The sequence below is a fragment of the Massilia sp. BAP21 genome (genome assembly GCF_057801335.1).
Genome location: NZ_CM173596.1, coordinates 3,125,923 through 3,143,346, shown reverse-complemented (window position 1 = coordinate 3,143,346; position 17,424 = coordinate 3,125,923). Strand labels below are relative to the sequence as shown.

Here is a 17,424-nt window from a genome sequence, read left to right as displayed (position 1 = left end):
ATCGGCCTCGACCGGCCGATTACAGACTGGATGAAGGGCCGGATTCCAGGCCGGCCGCGTCGATCTCGAAGGAATAGAAAACGCGGAAGGGAACACGTTTCTCGGCCCAGAATTCGGCCGTGTCGCGGAACACGTCGAGCAGGGTTTCGCGTGCTTCCTTGTCGAACTTTTGCGTATTGGGCAATTGCTCCAGTACGACGAGGAAGCCCGGTTGGGGACCGGCGCCGTGGATCGTTTCAGTCAGCGTGGTACGCAGGGCGTCGAAATTCTTGCTGGAGGGTTTAGGAAAGTAAAATTGTTCGCCGATGCGGGCGCACACTTGCTGCTTGGTCAACGTGTTGGCGCAGTGCGCATACAGGAAATGGTGGCCCATGCGCGCCGCCTCTTCCTGCAGTTCCGGCACCCGATAGGCCCGAATGGACTGCACAAGATTGGACGGCACTCTCATCAACAAACTCATTTTTCCCTCAAGTCGACCTGGTGTAGTGGTTCGAATCGCCGGGGACTGCTCACCATGCACGCCCGGGCGGCAACGCTGCTCTCCTAAATCGTTTCCACGCGCCAATAAACCCTAATTTGTGTAAGGGTAACGTTTTGTAGTTACCGAAGCAACCCGAATGTGACTTTGCGGCCCAAAATTGAAAAAATCTGGCGCATTTCAGTCCGAATCCGCACGATTTGACGCGTTTTGTCATTCTGGCGCGGTAGGGCTGCTCTGCCGTTCGCTGTTACATTTTGTTGCTACGTAGATTGGTTTTACGCGGCCAGCAGGATTAACATACATCCGTGGATGAAAAAATCCGCCCTTACCAACAGCACCGGATGAACGAGGTTCAGCATGAACATGACAAGCAAACTGATGATTTCCGCCCTGGGTCTGTGCGCGCTGCCGCTCGCCCAGGCTGCCGACTTCGAGGATTTCGGCCGCGTGGTGCGGGTACAGCCGCGCGTCGAACAAATCCGCCAGCCGCGTCAGGAATGCCGCACCGAATACGTGCAGGTACCGGTCCAGCAGCAGCGCGGCGCCGGCGGCTCGGTGGTCGGCGGCATTGCCGGCGCCCTGCTGGGCAGCCAGGTCGGCAGCGGAAGCGGTAAAGTCGCCGCCGCCGCCGCCGGTGCGATCGCCGGCGCCGTGGTTGGCGACCGTGTCGAAAACAACGGCCGCAACTACGACCAGGGCGTGCAAGAACAGGCCGTGCGCCAGTGCCGCACCGTCGATTCCTTCGAATCGCGCACCACCGGCTATGACGTGACGTACGAATACCGCGGCCAGAACCACACCGCCTTCATGAGCCGTGACCCGGGCAACCGCATCCGCCTGCGCGTGTCGGTCGAGCCGGACCAGCAGTATTAATCAGTCATCGTTGTAGCTTAGTTGTATCGGCTCGGAGAACGCCCCCTCCTTCTCCGCGCCGCCTTCCAATCCCGTTGCGCTTGCGCAGCGGGAACCCCTCCCCCGATAATAGGCCGATTCAACAGGTCGCCCTATGCTCATCAAACGTAAATCCATCGAACTCGCCGAATCCTCGCGCCGGCCCGCACGCAAACCGAAATTCGCGCCCGTGACATTGTCCGAACAGGACGGCGTACGCTATCTCCACTTCGGCACCGAATGGGTGCAGGGCGCCATGCGCATCCGCAAACCGGATTGGCCGGAACTCGAATACGCGCAGCAGATGATGGCCTGGATGCTGTTCATCGAATCGCCGCGCCGTATCGCCCAACTGGGCCTGGGCGCCGCCACGCTGACCAAATTCTGCTACCGCCAGTTTCCGGACGCATTGGTAACCGCCGTCGAACTCAATCCTTCGGTGATCGCCATTTGTAACACCATGTTCAAACTGCCGCTTGAAGACGAGCGCTTCAATGTGCTGGAAATGGATGCGCTGGATTTCGTCGAGGACCCGGAAAACCACGGCGCCTTCGACGTGCTGCAATGCGATTTATATGATGCCACCGCCAAGGGTCCGGTACTCGACACGCCCGAGTTCTACCGCGCCTGCAGCGATTGCCTGGCGCCGGGCGGCATCATGACGGTGAACCTGTTCGGCGACCATCCGAGCTACAACAAGAACCTGAAGGCGATGAAATTCGCTTTCGACAAGGTGATTTGCCTGCCCGAAGTCCACGACGGCAACGTGGTGGCGCTATGCTTCAAGAACGCGCCGCAACTCGACAGCGCGGCATTGGCCGCACGCGCGGCGCAGATCGTGGCCGCCACCAAATTGCCGGCCAAATCCTGGGTCAAAGGACTTCAAGCAGGCATCGAGGCATCGCGCTAACACGCATTGAACAGAGGGATCGATGAACGCCAACGCACCGCAAACCGCTTCCCTCCCCCGCCCGTCCCAGCGGCCGCGGCGCCTGGACCTGCAGGCGATCTTTTCCTGGTTGCTGGCTGACGGCATCGTCGAAAAAGACAAGGTCAAGGCCCATTTCGCCCAGGCCCAGGGCATTCTGAAAAACGCAGCCGGCTCGATGCATCCGCTCACCGCCGTCGCGCAATGCAAGCTGCTGTCGAACCAGCCGCCGCACCGCCTGCTGACGCTCGACATTCTCACCGAATGGTGCGCGGCCAAGGTCGGCCTGCCCTTCATTCGCATCGACCCATTAAAAATCGATTTCACCCGCGTGGCGGACGTGATGTCGGCCAGCTATGCGGCGCGGTTTAATATCCTGCCGGTCGACATGAGCGCCACGACGCTGACGGTGGCCACGGCCGATCCCTTCGCCATCGAATGGGAAAACGAGATCGCCAGGATTTCGCGCCGGCGCATCGAACTGGTGCTGGCCAATCCCCTGGATATTGCCCAATACATTTCCCAGTTCTTCAGCCTGGCCAAATCGATCCGCGACGCCAGCAAGACAAATGCGCAGGATGTCGCGCTGCGCAACAACTTCGAGCAACTGGTCGAGATGGGCAAGGCGAACAAACAGTTCGACGCCAACGACCAGCACATCGTCAACATCGTCGACTGGCTGTGGGGCTATGCCTTCGAGCAGCGCGCATCCGATATTCACCTGGAGCCGAAACGCGAATTCGCCGCGGTTCGTTTCCGCATCGACGGCGTGCTGCACCAGGTATACCAGGTGCCGGCCGCCGTCATGCTGGCGATGACTGCGCGCATCAAACTGCTGGGCCGCATGGACGTGATCGAAAAGCGCCGTCCGCAGGATGGCCGCATCAAGACCCGCACGCATAGCGGCCAGGAAGTCGAGTTGCGTTTGTCGACCATGCCGACCGCGTTTGGCGAAAAGCTGGTCATGCGCATTTTCGATCCGGAAGTGGTGGTCAAGACCTTGCCTGAACTCGGCTTCCCACCTGTCGATGCCCAGCGGTGGGATGCGCTGACGAATCGGCCGCACGGCATCATTCTCGTGACCGGCCCGACCGGTTCGGGCAAGACCACGACGCTGTACACGACCTTGAAGGCGCTGGCGACCAACGAGGTCAACGTGTGCACCGTGGAAGACCCGATCGAAATGGTCGAGGCTTCGTTCAACCAGATGCAGGTGCAGCCCGGTATCGATTTGTCGTTTGCCGATGGCGTGCGTGCGCTGATGCGGCAAGACCCGGACATCATCATGGTCGGCGAGATCCGCGACCTGGCCACGGCCGAGATGGCGATCCAGGCCGCGCTGACCGGACACCTGGTGCTGTCGACCCTGCACACCAACGATGCACCGTCCGCCATCATGCGCTTGCTGGAACTGGGCGTGCCGGATTACTTGCTGGAAGCGACCATGATCGGGGTGATGGCACAGCGCCTGGTGCGTACGCTGTGCTCGGAGTGCAAGGCGCCGGATGGCGAATTGAGCGACGACGTCTGGCAAAGTATCGGCGGCACGTGGAACTTGCCGAAGCCGGAGACGGTCTATCGGCCTATAGGATGTCCGGAATGCCGGCAGACCGGCTATCGCGGACGGACCGGCTTGTATGAGTTGCTGACGGTGTCGGAAGAATTCACGCAGCTGATCGGCGCGTCGGCGGATCTGGCGGCCTTGCGCCAGCAGAGTGTGCTCGACGGCATGAAGCCGCTGCGCATTGCCGGGGCGATGAAGATCATGGAGGGTGTGACCACGGCGGAGGAAGTGCTGAAGGTGACCTCGGCTCTGTCTGGCGGGTGATGCAAGTTACCTCTGGCGCAAATCAAAATCGCCGGCTATAATACTGCCTCTTTCGGGTCGTTAGCTCAGCTGGTAGAGCAGCGGACTTTTAATCCGTTGGTCGCAGGTTCGAATCCCGCACGGCCTACCACGAATTTAGCAGCAGCATTGAAGGCGTCATGAGTGATCATGGCGCCTTTTTTGTTTTGGATTTTGAGTTCATATTCGAATACGAATTAACTATAAAGCATGTGCTTCTTGAAGTATTTGTTTAACTGGATGAGTGAAATCGGATGCTGCTTGCGTTTTTCTTGACAATTACATCGCCCAATTCCAAATTCTCAGCCAAGACAACATTATTTGCAGTAAACAGCCCAATTATCGATCTGGAGAAATCCGCAGAAGTGATTCGCAAATTTTCCATCGTAAGCTCCGTTATACGCATATACTTGAAATGGCCATTTATAATGGGTGTCGAGCGTATAACGAGATTTTCAATATCTGTTGAGTACACATTTTTAGAGGTTGCCAACGGCCCTACTGTTAGCTCTTCCGAAGTCTCCTCTCCTGATAAATGCAATTCCGCACCTAGACGTGAAAAACTGCAATTTTCGATTGTAAGACGCTTGATCTTAGAAGATTCACAATTTAATCCATATTGCAATTGTGGCTTTGGCTCCTCAGACCCGTTAAATGTTACATGAGCTAGGACGATAGACTCGGCCTTAACCATTGACAGATCCAAGTTTGCATTTACCTCCTCAAAAACTGCTGCCCCAATCGTTGCACCTTCGAGCGTCAAACGATCAGAAAATATCGACTCCTTAAATTTCACTGTCGCAAAGATATTATTTCCCAATTCGACTACACCCGATCCTATAACATTTTCGAGTACGACTCTCGAATTGTCTTGACCGTAAAAGACAACGTCTGACATCTCGCTTTTGAGAAATTCGGTCGATAACCCTCCATGGACAAAAGTTCGTTCGAATTTGCATTGGCGGTACAGTGCCTTCCCATTGGTTCCACCAATACTTCCAAAATATTCAACTCTTCCTCCGTATCCAAGTTCCTCTGCTGTTGCCCCAATGAACTCGCATTCCTCGAACTGGATTAATTCACCTCCTTTCCTTGCTCCCATTTTAAACGGGCCGTGCCAAGCACAGTCGCGAAAGGAGACATTTTCCCAATTTCGGTCTTGCCATAGATTAGCAAAAAAGAGACAATTTATAAATCGAGCATTTCGAATCGTTCCTCTGGTCATTGAGCAGTTGATGAAATCGCAATTTTCAAATTCAATATCATTCCAAATAAATTCATTGAGCTGCACTTCACCACTAAAAGTCCTATTGCTAATTTTAAGTGTAATTTCACCAACGCTCTCCACTTGATGGGGCTTCGTACTTGACAGTATTTTTAACTCGGCCGCTGTCGGGTTAGTCAACATGAGTTCTCCTCTTTCCCGCTTTTTTGTCTTTACCACAGGTTTGCACGCAAGACAGAAAACACTGCTAATGATGATGGAAGAAGCTGAGAATAGTAGTCTTCGCCGAAAAAATTTCATTGCCTCCCCCTAATTATAATAATCCCGTTTCTTGCTTTGGGTATCTTGATGGATTAGTCATCGCAACCCATTCCCAATCGGGAATCTCTGCACGCCTCTCGCCGGCTGGCGTAATAAACGGTTGAGGCCCCTCACTACTTTGCACATCAATACGAAATATCCATGGATCATCAAAATTGTAGTGACTATATAGTGGATTCATAGCTAATGCATGGTCAAAATTCACCTGTATAAATACATGTTTCCTGTGTAAATCTTCGCTTTTTCTTGATAAGGCCTTTTTAAAAAAGCCTGCATGATCCGCGATATGGAAGTTATATAAGGTAGCGTGCCCAGGCATTGGTGCCACTCCACAAAAAAATTCAGCAAAATTCTGCGATTTGTCGTCCCATACATATATCGTAGCTTTTGTAATGCAATGCTGAATTTCGAGAACATTTCCAATAATCATCCAGTAATGCCCTTGATTACCAGTTGGAATCCAAGCTAACACTTGCTTCTTGCAATGTACTTGAACATAATCGAGAGCAACGCAAAATCTTGGACGAGCACCGTTATACTTCGTAGGTACAATACGCTGTAGTTCTGTAGGGTCATCGACATCAATATTCACCAAAGTTCCAGAGGGTGGCATGAGGTTCCATCCATAAAGTTCGCCCTTAAGGTTCTGAACACCAATTGGTCCGCCACAAGAAGACACTACAACACGTGACGTCGAAGAAGCTTTGAAGAAATCTTTATACGTCAGCGATACGGTTTCACTTAACTTGTCGCACTCTGCCGGTTGATAACCTTTGGCTGACATTGTCCCAGATTCGGACATACTCAAACGATATACACCACTGCGATGCGAATGCCCGGACAAGGTATAATGAATCCCGTTATTCAGCCTTGGATAAAGCCAATCTCGGCCTTTACTGAATGTACCTTTGGTGAATTCATTGAATATGTCGTCCCGTGGCAAGAACTCTGGTGTTTTGTAGCTTAACGAAAAAGGCAAATCGTAATTAATTAAGGTGAAGTGTGCAAATAACATGACTCGCTTATGACTGCGACGAGCTTCTTCAATCAAGTTTCGTTGTCTTTCATTTAGTGATTCATTTGCGCGTGGCAGTCCCATGAGAGCCCCCATGATTCCTGCGGAGTTCCACGGTGTATTATAGAGCTCCTTACCAGACACATCGAGGTTCACCATTATCTCACTATTACCCCAATCAAGCCCGACGAGTACTTGGTTTTGATAATCTACTCGAAAATCCGATAACGGCGTAAAAAGATTGAAAAACCAGTCGAAATTCTCTGGATAAAAGTTGAACGGCTTTACAACTTGAGGAAATGAAGGACCATACACCAAGCATGCTTCATAGATCGTAAGATTATGATCAGCAGGGATACCGTCATTCATTTTTGTATCAAACAACTTGAAATCATGCGGATCGGTAGTGACGCCCATTTTCTTGGAGGCTTTCTTCAGCAGCTCCTCCCACCCTCCCACTAGATTCGACCAATCTGGCCCTAGATATGGAATTGATTTAATTTGATCAGAAGTTTTTCTCGCAATTTTCAAGGCATGGTCACCTTTTAAAATTGAAGCACGTAGCCGTGCAGGAACAACCGCTGTAGTATGCGAGGTAATTTGCTTAATAGCAGAACCCATGACAAACGGGTTTGCTCGAGGCGAAAGTCCATAAGGAACATCGTACGCCTCATGATTTCCTGTTGTGACATATACAGGAAGATTTAGTTTTTCGTAACAGTATCGGATGAGAGAAAAGACAAGCATATCGTCAAGTCCTCGAGGATAAAGCTTGCCATCATCAATATTTTCCAACAAATTATAAATTGGCCACTGGTCTTTAGGACTAGAACCGACCACCTGACGAGGATCAAGATTACGGTTGAAATCCAAGAGATCCCCAGTTATAAATATAGCGTCAGCCCCGGCCCCTTTCATCTTTTCAAGAAGCTCTTTCAACGCAACGAAACAATTATCTACTTTCTCTCCTATTCGTCTTGACACACCTTCAATGACTTGAACATCAGATGCAGCAAGAGAGAATTGTCGGCTATTTATGTGAACGTCACTTAGGTGGCCAATCTTCAACGAGTGCTTGCTTTTTATAATGATTGGATGCCAGGCTTTTAAACGATGGGGTATGCGCTGTTTAATTTTCGGAAATTTACTGGACGATGCTGTAGCAACATCAAATTCATATAAATCTGGCACGTGATTTTTTTCTGTACTACGTTTTTGCGCCTCCAGAAAATCATGGATGAGCTTATCTTGATATTCCCAGTCCTCAATACCTTGCAACTCTCTCTCCTTCCTATAACGAGTTGCCATCGGGATCATCCATGCAAGTGTTACCATTTCTTCTTCCGAGATTTTCATCGGGAGATTTTCCAACTCGATTTGTATCTGATATAACCACTCCAAGTCGGAATTCTGAACCAAGGGATCGGCAGCGTCCTCGTAAGCAGATTTCCTGTTATTAAATTCCTGTACTGTTTTAGACCTCAGATGCGCAACAGTTTTACCCGTAATATCTTTAACTACCCCTTTATCAAGAGGTCCAATACACCAAACCTTTACGTATTGCGCAGCCTTTGCACAAATCTTTCCATCTTTCCAAAATCGACCATCCTTCGTATCTTCTTTAAGGTTCTTTTCATTGATTGAATAGATGCGAAGATGCTTATCTACATAAAGATAAGCAAGCGGAGCTGGCAGTGGATAGGATATTGACGCTGGATTGATGCCGAAAAGTACTTTAGACTTTCCTTCTGCAGCAATAAAAAAATTCAATATTTTTTCACTAGAATGTAAGATCAATGGTGTTGCCAAATTTGGATACAGAATAATTGCACATACGGGAGGGATATCCGAGCAATCTGTACAGGAAGGATCAAGTTTTTTGTTTGTATATGCAAGAGCTGCCCCGGTGCTTGCATGAACTTTATTTTTTGAGACACTCGTCATGTTATTGACCTATAAGGATTTTACGTCAAGGCATATTTCTGCCGTTAAATTTTGTCGCAACTTCTCTAACTCAAGCTTCCCATCGTTGCTTAGGATATCCCAGTCGGCGTCGCTTACCTCGAGAACAAGCTGCGGAAAGTCGAGTTCGATCGCATTTAGATAATCGCTATTTGATTCCAAGCACAAAAGCGAAAAAAATCGTGGGTGCACTCGCAATGCGAGTGACGTATACAGATAAATATTGCTTAACGAAGTTAGGCCGATGTGTTTGGCAACTGAAACATGTTTTACAACTGCACAGTAAAGCACTTGAGGGAGCCACGACGAAAACTCATCTTTATCTGCATGCTCAAGCAACATACCTTGAATTAGGTCTTCTGTTGCCCGTTTTGAAAATATTCCCTGCATTTGTTCGGAAATATTAATTTCCGCAAATTTGCTTACAGACTCAAATTGACCGCCAATTCGAGTAATGAGATTCATCTGGCGGTCCCACCATGCCCAGTGCCTGATAGGTGCCATAAGCCCTTCGCTCAAAGTTTTTTCCACACAGTCGAAGAAAATGGGTAAGACTCTTGGGTCGTAGTAGCGAACTAAAACTTCCCGCCCATCAGCAAAGCGCCCGTTCATGTATTGGGCAAGATGTTTTGCAAGTTCAATCAAAGGTAAAGCCGAGCTAAGCCAAGTAACTGTCCAGCCATTTTTCATTGCTGAAATGAGACTTGCGTCGATACTTTTACTGCTTACTTCGCGAAGTGGAATCAATATTGGTCCGTATTTTTCAATTCCATGCTCCTTAGTTAGCGAAAACAATGTCACGCCTTGCAGACGCGCTATTAAATGTGTATCGTTACGCATTGCCGGCACTTGAGCAGCATCTACTAATGCGTAGTGTTTTAATAGATTTGTTGCGGGACAAGAAGCGAAGAGTAAGGACAGGTCACGCTCCAATTTAGTGCGAAGACAGATCCAATCAGAATTAATAGTCATTATGTTCGTGGAGTAAAAGGTGATCCTTGAAGTGCAGCTTTCAAAATGCAGTCCTCACAGATACCAGATTTTGGCATCGGATACTCTAGCCGAGCAGGACCGACAAAACTCTTCTTCCCCGCATGCACTACAATCTTCCCTGGACACTGCACCGTAATATTCCCGCCCTCAATCGTGATATTCGCCCCGCCCGCCGTCGATAAGCTGATCTTCTTCGCCGCCGCCCAATCGATATGCGCATTCGCGCTGATCACATTCACCTCATCGCGCGCCTGCACTTTCAATTCATCGCCCTGCGCCTGAATATCGATATCATTCTTCGCCGAAATCAGTTGCAATCCAACGCCGCCTTTGCCCGCCTTCACCGCCCCGCCCAGCACGCCGATCGCTTGTCCGGTATGCACGCGCATCTGTCCACCAGACACAAATTGCGTGTCCTGCCCACTCATCAGGGAAACCGTCTCGCCATTCGACAATTGCAGGCTCTGCCCGGCACTTGCTCCGAACCCATCCTTGGCCGCAATCGCGATCACTCCGGCGGTCGAATGCGGGACCTTGTCCGCACCTGCCGCGGTATTGCGCGCACTGACATCGGCCAAGGCCTCCTCCAGCGACGCGGTACCCACCATGCCCGACATCGCCGCCAGCAAGGCTTTCAAAGGCCCCGACTGCTCATCCAGCAAACTCGCATTCGGCTTGTCAGCGCCAAGGTGTGATGCCAGCCCGACCGTTTGATGCGTCAGCGCAGCGGAGTTGAAGCTTTCAGCCAGCTTGGTCGCCTGTCGCAGCAGCCCAACCGCCCTAGCGTTCTCTCCCACGGGATCGCGTGCAGCGGCCGCATGCGCAATCCTGTAGCTCGACACCAGCAACCCAGCCCCCGCCCGCACCGCGCCATACGCGTCAGTCCGCAATTCCGCCCCGAGTCCACGGAAGCTGCCGCGATAATTGTCCGCGGTATGGATCAGGTGCCCGAGATTCAACTCAGTCGCGGCATGCGTGCACTTCAGCTGTACCCGTCCCTGTCCATCGGTATCGTCGAACAGCAACTGGCTATAGCCGCTGCCGCCGAACTCCTTGCTGCGGATGCCCCATTGCGCAGCCGCATTGCGATGGCCGGCGTCGGCGGGGGAGGCGCCATGCCACACCGGACTGTTGCCGCCAGCCAGATTGCCCTGTGCAGAAGGATGGTGGTCGTGTGCAAAAGTGAAGACCTTCGAGCGGTCGCCGGTATCGCGCCGCCCGCCCGGCGTCGGCGCAATGCCGCCTTCGCCCTGGCCGTTGTAGAGCGCGCCGACGATGATCGGGCGGTCGATGTCGTTCTCGAGAAATTGCACCAGCACTTCCTGGCCGATGCGCGGCAGGAACTGGCTGCCCATGCCGCCGCCGGCCAGGCGCTGGGCCACGCGCACCCAGCAGCTGGCATGGGTGCCGTTTTGCCAGTGGAAGCGGATGCGCACCCGGCCCAGGCGGTCGCAGTACAGTTCGTTGGCGCCGTTCGGCCGGTCGCTGCCGTCGGCGCCGATCACGATGGCGCTCTGCGAACCGTGCGCCGTGGGTTTGGCCTTGCTGCGGCCGTCGCTGCCTGGGAGTTGCGGGCGCCACGGCAGATCGGCAGGCATGGCGTCGAAACAGTTCGCGTAGCCGGTCTCGCGCGCCTGGGCGATCGCCAGGCGGACATCCTGCGGCCAGTCGCGCTGCACGCTTTCTTCGAGTAGTTCCGGGATCGGGCCGAACAGTTCGGCCAGGGCATGCTGCGCAGACGGCGGCATGTTGTTCACGCCAACGCTCAGCACGCGCGTGACGGCAAACGCCGGACGGGCTCCGAGTGCGCGCAGGGGCAGGCCATGCACCGTCAGCCGGGTTCCCGCGCGCAGCGTGCGCACGGTCGAGCGGCCCTGCCACAGCTCGGCGCGCGCTTCCTTTCCTTCCATGTGCAGGTCGGCGTAGTGGCGCGCCTGGGCAAGCGTCGCGAAAGCATCCAGCCCCGGCACGTCGAAGGCTTCGAGCTCGGGGAGATTGCGGGGCCGCTTCAGGCGCGTGGGCGAACCGGCGGCGACGATCTGCTTGGCCTCGTGGTCGTAGCTCAGCATCATGGCGAGCGAGGCGTGCGGGCGGCGCTGCATGGCCATGGCCTGCACCGTATCGTCCTGCTCGACCGCGCGTGCCGCGTGGTAGCGGATACCGCCGCTTGCCGCACTCGACAAGTCTTGCGGCAATGCGCGCGGATGGCTGCTGTCGCCAAACAGCACCAGCATTGGACCGTCTGCGTCCTGCTCGATGCGCCAGCCCAGTCCTTCCTCGGCCAGGATGCGACGCACGAAGTCGAGATCGGACTCGCGGTATTGGCAGCAGTAACTGCGCGCCGGGGTGTCGCGCAGGAAGGGGCCGGTGTCTTCGCTCCAGCGCCAGCGCGCCAGCGGCCGGTAGCTGGCAAACACGGCGTCGACGATGTCGGTGACGCGCTTGTCTTGCCAGACGCGGCTGTTGCGCACCTGGCCCAGGCGCCAGATCCATGGCGACAGCCGGATCCGGTAGCGCGCCAGGCCGCCGTCGCTGCCGAGCATGGCCACTTCGCAGATCTCGCCGCCGTAGCGTTCACGCTTGCCATCGGCCAGGCAGACTTCCAATGCGGCCGGTTCGCCCAGCAAGGCATCGAGATCGATGTGGATGCTGGTCGACAGCACGATGATGTCGCGCACACCGACTTCCTGCAGGCCATCGGACGCGACAAAGGCCTCCACCAGCAGGCCGCCTGCCGGCGGGCCCGAACGTCCGTCGTCGATAACGAGTTCGTAGAGGCGGCGTGTGCTCGAGAACCCGGACAACGCAGCAGCGATCCGTTGGGTCAATGCCATGCTCATGACCAGATGCACTCCTTGGTAATCGGTATGGACAAAATGGCGTCATGCAAAAGTGCAGAAAAGCATCTGTCATCATGCGGTTTGATCCCCGCGTTACCTTGAGCCACGTCATTGTTGAGCAAAATCACGGTTTGCTGTGACAGCAAACCGACAAGCAAACACTAGCTTTCTTTGCGACACAGACCAGGAAGCCGTACTGCAAGTTCGCAGCAGGCATCATTTACTTGTCGAAACTTTTTACATTTAGGCAAAAAATGATCGACATCGTACATACAAGCGCTTGATTCTATTGAGAATGATTTGCCTGGTTCGATTTTTGCTGATCGACAATTAAGCGCCTGCTGAAGAGCTGCGTGAGTCAATCACAACCCAAACTAGGAAAACCCATGAAAACCTCCAAGATCGCACGCAGCCTGCTCGCCGGTGCTGTTGCCATGCTGTTCCTCGCACCCACAGCGCATGCCGCTGTCATCTCCGTCGATTTTGCAAATGCCCCCATCAATGTTCCTAACAACATCGACGGCGTTTATTTCAATTTCGTCACGGGCGAATATAGCTCGACCGAATTTGTCGGCTATGACTTCAATCCTTACAACAACACTTCCGGCTTGACCTTCTATGGCGCCCCCGCGCCGTCGGGCATCCTCGCCACTGGCACGCCGGGCACCTCGGCGCAGGCTCGCGTGCTGCAATTCGGCGACCTGATCTCCTCGACCGGCCAGTTCAACCAGTTCCAGACCCGGGGCGATAACTTCCAGGCCGGCCGCCAGGAATATGTCGGCTTGCGCTTCCTCAACGAAACGACGGGCATCCTGAACTACGGTTGGGCGCTGATCAACACGACCGCAGGCAATGGTTTCCCTGCATCCGTGGCGGCTTACGGCTACGAAAACACGGGCCTGTCGATCACGGCGGGCGAGACCGCAGTTGCCGCAGACGTTCCTGAACCCACCTCGATCGCCCTGGTCGGCCTGGCCCTGGGTGCATTGGGCGTTTCGCGCCGCCGCAAATCCGCCTGACTGACTTGACAGGCAGGCGCAAGAAGAACGCCAACCGGAGGGTTGGCGTTGTCGTTTTCACTGCCGCCGGCGTCCCCACATACGCAGCGCGTAGCGGAACGCGTGCCTCGTTGCAATGATGCTAAAGTGTTCACAAAATTCGAATACAAGACATTCCCATGAAAGCACTCCATAAACTCAGCACCGTCGGCTACGTTCTTGCCGCTCTGCTCTTCTTCACCTGTGGCTTCGCATTGATCGTATTGGCCGGAATTGAAATCTGGACTGCAATCGGCCCCGGTCATGACCACGCCGTCAAGGAACGCTTCCAGGTGATCCTCGAATGCGTCGGTCTGGTTACCATCGCGGTTGCCGCCCTCGAACTGGGCCAGACCGTACTCGAAGAGGAAGTCCAGCGCACCGTGCACACCAGCGCGCCCACCCGCGTGCGGCGCTTCCTGTCGCGCTTCCTGATCGTGGTGGTGGTGTCGCTGGCGGTCGAGTGCCTGATCGGCGTGTTCCAGTTCCTGCACACCAAGCCGGACTTGCTGCCCGAGGTCGCTTCGATCGGTGTCGCCGCCGGGGTCTTGCTGGCAAGCTGGGGCCTGTTCATCCGCCTGAACGTCGATGCCGAGAAGCTGGAACCGGAAGCAATGCACGAAGCCCAGGAAGAAGACAAGGAAGTCGAAACCTGAACACCCGGCCGGTGCCGGCGCGAAGCGAGCTCGACATGTAGCTTCATCACGCGCCGCATCGCTGCGCCGGCCCGCGGGTCTGCACGCTGCCTGCCACCAAAAACCGGCCTTGGTATTGCGATTTCGCATGATTTGCACGAAACCCTTGGCGTCTTGCCAGAGTCCGGCTATAATCTTGCCTTCTTCGGGTCGTTAGCTCAGCTGGTAGAGCAGCGGACTTTTAATCCGTTGGTCGCAGGTTCGAATCCCGCACGGCCTACCAAAGAATTTCAGTAGTAAAGCATCGACAAAAACGCCAACCAGCACGGTTGGCGTTTTTGTTTCCGCTTCCTGTTTCGCTTCCGGCACAAGGCACCATGCCCCAGACCATCCTCGCCCCCGTCCACCACGAACTGCTCATCAAGAAGAGCCGCTTCATCGCCTGCGTGCAGCCGATGGCGGACCGGGCCGGCGCCCAGCAGGTCGTGGCGGCCTTGCGTGCCCAGCATCCGGGTGCGGCTCACGTGTGCTGGGCGCTGCTGGCCGGCGGCCAGTCGGCGGCCGTGGACGATGGTGAGCCGAGCGGCACCGCGGGCCGCCCCATGCTCGACGTGCTGCGCCACCAGGACCTGGAAGGCGTGCTCGCCACCGTGGTGCGCTACTTCGGCGGCGTGAAGCTGGGCGCCGGCGGCCTGGTGCGTGCCTACACCGACAGCGTGGCCCAGGCGCTGCTGCAGGCCGACAAGATCGCCATCATCCGCAAGACGGTCCTGCGCTGCAGCGCGCCCTACCCGTTGGAGGGCCTGGTGCGGCGCGAGATCGACGGCGCCGGCGCCACGCTGCTGGACGTGGCGCACGGCAATGACGTCGTGTTTGCCTTCAGCCTGCCCGAGGCGGCGGCGGGCGCCTTTGCCGCGCGCCTGAACGAGGCCGGGCATGGCCGCATTGCCTGGCTGCGCGACGACGAAGGATGAGTACGCCGGCACTATCAGTGCACGGAATACCAGACATCACGACACGAAAGCTGACTGCTCACCCGCCAGCCGCTATAGTGGCCGACCACCTTCGACCGTCTCTGGCGTGTCGCGGGCAACCTACAAGAAAAGATTCCGTATTTTGATGAAGAAAAGCCTGTTTCCCCTGGCCCTGGGCGGGTTCGGTATTGGCATGACCGAATTCGTGATGATGGGTATCCTTCCCGACATCGCCACCGGCCTCGATATCACCATTCCCCAGGCCGGCTATCTGATTTCCGCCTACGCGCTGGGCGTGGTGGTCGGCGCACCGACCCTGGTGGCGCTGGTGGCCGGCCGTCCGCCGCGCAGCGTGCTGATCTGGTTCATGCTGATGTTTGCGGTATTCAATGGCCTGTCCGCGCTGGCGCCGAACTTCGGGCTGATGATGGCGTCGCGCTTCCTGGCCGGCCTGCCGCACGGCGCCTTCTTCGGCGTCGGCGCCGTGGTGGCCAGCCGCCTGGCCGATCCGGGCAAGGTGGCCGCCGCGCTGGCAACCATGTTCACCGGCCTGACCCTGGCCAACGTACTCGGCGTGCCTTTCGGCACCTGGCTCGGGCACAACGTCAGCTGGCGCCTGGTGTTCCTGGTCGTGGCCGCCATCGGCCTGGCCACCGCCCTCAGCCTGAAGCAATGGGTACCCTACTTCGAGGCCACGCCCAGCGCCGGCCTGAGGAAGGACCTGAAGATCTTCCGCAAGCCGAGCCTGTGGCTGGCGCTGGCGATCACCTCGATCGGCACCGGGGGCTTCTTTGCCTGGTTCAGCTACATCGCGCCGCTGCTGACCGATATGGCCCGGTTTGCCCCAGGCCAGATCCCGCTGATCATGACGGTGGTTGGCGTTGGCATGACCGTGGGCGTGACCCTGGGCGGGCGCCTGGCCGACCGCTTCGCACCGCTGCGCGCGGTGGCCCTGCTGCTCACCAGCATGACAGTCCTGTTGCTGCTGAACGGCTTGCTGGCCACGTCGCAGCCGGCGATGCTGGTGCTGGCCTTTGCCACCGGTGCGAACGCGCTGGCGCTCGGTCCGCCGATCCAGATGCTTTTGATCGGCCATTCGCGCGAAGCCGAGATGCTTGGCTCGTCGCTGGGCCAGTCGGGCTTCAATATCGGTAACGCCACCGGCGCCTTCCTCGGCGGGATTCCGCTGACGCTGGGCTATTCCTATGCGTCGCCGCAGTGGGTGGCGGCCGGCATGGCCGTGGCCGGCGTGGGGCTGGCGCTGTGGATGCTTGCCATGGAGCGCAAGCCTGTTCCCCAGGCCGCCTTGCGCCAGCGATAAGCAAGGCCTGCCGCGTACAGGCCGGCGCAGGGCCGGCACCTTCGCCTCCTGGAATTGAACAGTACGTGCCGGGCGCCCGGCGGCTCCGATGCCGCCTTCGGCAGCTGCGAAATACCCCATGCTCGTGCCATTTTGCATTGACGAGCATGGCATACCATCCAGGCTCAGCGCCCGCGCTTTTCCATCAGGCTGCCCAGCATGTCGACCGGCAGCGGAAACACGATGGTCGCCGTCTTGTCTCCCGCAATGGTGGACAGGGTCTGCAAATAACGCAGCTGCATCGCCCCTCCTTCGCGCGCCAGTACCTCGGCCGCCTGCATCAGCTTTTCCGACGCCTGCAATTCGCCCTCGGCGTGGATCACCTTGGCGCGCCGCTCGCGTTCGGCCTCGGCCTGGCGGGCGATCGCGCGCACCATCGACTCGTCGAGGTCGACATGCTTGATCTCGACGTTCGCCACCTTGATGCCCCAGGCGTCGGTCTGGGCGTCGAGCACTTGCTGGATGTCGATGTTGAGGCGCTCGCGCTCGGCCAGCATGTCGTCGAGCTCGTGCTTGCCGAGCACCGAGCGCAGCGTGGTCTGGGCCAGCTGGCTGGTTGCCTCCATGAAGTTGGCCACCTGGATGATCGCGCGCTCGGGGTCGATCACGCGGAAGTACAGCACCGCGTTCACCTTTACCGAGACGTTGTCGCGCGAGATGACATCCTGCTTCGGCACGTCGAGCACCACGGTGCGCAGGTCGACCCGCACCATCTGCTGCAGCACCGGGATCAGGAGGATCAGCCCCGGCCCCTTGACCGACCAGAAGCGCCCCAGCTGGAACACCACGCCACGCTCGTACTCGCGCAGGATGCGCACCGAGAGCGCGAACAGCAGCGCCAGCAGGATCAGCAGGAAGCCGACGCCGAAACCCAGTTCGAACAGCATGGCAGTCTCCTCGATGGGCGCACAGGATG

13 protein-coding genes and 2 tRNA genes are annotated in these 17,424 nt (G+C 56.2%); 9 read left to right on the top strand and 6 right to left on the bottom strand.

Annotated elements, in window-relative coordinates; genetic code table 11:
- Positions 1 to 19 precede the first annotated feature (19 nt).
- Positions 20 to 460 carry a barstar family protein gene (locus tag ACWYRN_RS13790; protein WP_488688111.1) on the bottom strand — a complete coding sequence of 147 codons (441 nt, stop codon included), beginning with the start codon at positions 458 to 460 and terminating at the stop codon, positions 20 to 22.
- A 378-nt stretch (positions 461 to 838) separates the two neighbouring features.
- On the opposite strand from ACWYRN_RS13790, the gene ACWYRN_RS13785 reads away from it, so the two are divergent.
- From ACWYRN_RS13785 to ACWYRN_RS13770, 4 genes are all read left to right on the top strand, one after another.
- Positions 839 to 1,354 carry a glycine zipper 2TM domain-containing protein gene (locus ACWYRN_RS13785; RefSeq protein ID WP_488688110.1) on the top strand — a complete coding sequence of 172 codons (516 nt, stop codon included), beginning with the start codon at positions 839 to 841 and terminating at the stop codon, positions 1,352 to 1,354.
- Positions 1,355 to 1,487: 133 nt separating this feature from the next.
- Positions 1,488 to 2,282: a spermine/spermidine synthase domain-containing protein gene (locus ACWYRN_RS13780; protein ID WP_488688109.1), complete on the top strand. Its 795-nt coding sequence runs from the start codon at positions 1,488 to 1,490 to the stop codon at positions 2,280 to 2,282.
- Positions 2,283 to 2,304: 22 nt separating this feature from the next.
- Complete coding sequence (tfpB, locus tag ACWYRN_RS13775; RefSeq protein WP_488688107.1) at positions 2,305 to 4,128, top strand: type IV pilus assembly ATPase TfpB; 1,824 nt, start codon at positions 2,305 to 2,307, stop codon at positions 4,126 to 4,128.
- Positions 4,129 to 4,182: 54 nt separating this feature from the next.
- Positions 4,183 to 4,258 (top strand) — tRNA-Lys (locus ACWYRN_RS13770).
- A 120-nt stretch (positions 4,259 to 4,378) separates the two neighbouring features.
- On the opposite strand, the gene ACWYRN_RS13765 is transcribed toward ACWYRN_RS13770, so the two are convergent.
- The 4 genes from ACWYRN_RS13765 to ACWYRN_RS13750 all read right to left on the bottom strand — a co-directional run bounded on the left by ACWYRN_RS13765 (position 4,379) and on the right by ACWYRN_RS13750 (position 12,502).
- Entirely contained in the window at positions 4,379 to 5,554 is a 1,176-nt protein-coding gene (locus ACWYRN_RS13765) for a hypothetical protein (protein WP_488688105.1), read from the bottom strand.
- A 130-nt stretch (positions 5,555 to 5,684) separates the two neighbouring features.
- Complete coding sequence (locus tag ACWYRN_RS13760; protein WP_488688103.1) at positions 5,685 to 8,651, bottom strand: metallophosphoesterase; 2,967 nt, start codon at positions 8,649 to 8,651, stop codon at positions 5,685 to 5,687.
- Between the two features lie 9 nt (positions 8,652 to 8,660).
- On the bottom strand, positions 8,661 to 9,641 hold the full coding sequence (locus ACWYRN_RS13755; protein WP_488688101.1) for a DUF4123 domain-containing protein: 981 nt from the start codon (positions 9,639 to 9,641) through the stop codon (positions 8,661 to 8,663).
- A complete protein-coding gene (locus ACWYRN_RS13750) occupies positions 9,641 to 12,502 on the bottom strand; it encodes a type VI secretion system Vgr family protein (RefSeq protein WP_488688099.1) in 2,862 nt (953 codons plus the stop codon). The genes ACWYRN_RS13755 and ACWYRN_RS13750 overlap by 1 nt, the downstream gene beginning before the upstream one ends.
- Positions 12,503 to 12,888: 386 nt before the next feature.
- Between ACWYRN_RS13750 and ACWYRN_RS13745 the strand changes: the two genes are divergently transcribed.
- From ACWYRN_RS13745 to ACWYRN_RS13725, 5 genes are all read left to right on the top strand, one after another.
- On the top strand, positions 12,889 to 13,521 hold the full coding sequence (locus ACWYRN_RS13745) for a PEP-CTERM sorting domain-containing protein (protein ID WP_488688097.1): 633 nt from the start codon (positions 12,889 to 12,891) through the stop codon (positions 13,519 to 13,521).
- Positions 13,522 to 13,679: 158 nt separating this feature from the next.
- Entirely contained in the window at positions 13,680 to 14,195 is a 516-nt protein-coding gene (locus ACWYRN_RS13740) for a hypothetical protein (protein WP_488688095.1), read from the top strand.
- 186 nt (positions 14,196 to 14,381) lie between these two features.
- Positions 14,382 to 14,457, top strand: a tRNA-Lys gene (locus ACWYRN_RS13735).
- A gap of 94 nt (positions 14,458 to 14,551) precedes the next feature.
- Complete coding sequence (locus tag ACWYRN_RS13730) at positions 14,552 to 15,148, top strand: IMPACT family protein (RefSeq protein ID WP_488688093.1); 597 nt, start codon at positions 14,552 to 14,554, stop codon at positions 15,146 to 15,148.
- Positions 15,149 to 15,293: 145 nt separating this feature from the next.
- Entirely contained in the window at positions 15,294 to 16,469 is a 1,176-nt protein-coding gene (locus ACWYRN_RS13725; RefSeq protein WP_488688091.1) for an MFS transporter, read from the top strand.
- A 164-nt stretch (positions 16,470 to 16,633) separates the two neighbouring features.
- Here the strand turns inward: ACWYRN_RS13725 and ACWYRN_RS13720 are convergent, their stop codons facing one another.
- On the bottom strand, positions 16,634 to 17,395 hold the full coding sequence (locus ACWYRN_RS13720; protein WP_229438252.1) for a slipin family protein: 762 nt from the start codon (positions 17,393 to 17,395) through the stop codon (positions 16,634 to 16,636).
- Between the last annotated feature and the right edge of the window lie 29 nt (positions 17,396 to 17,424).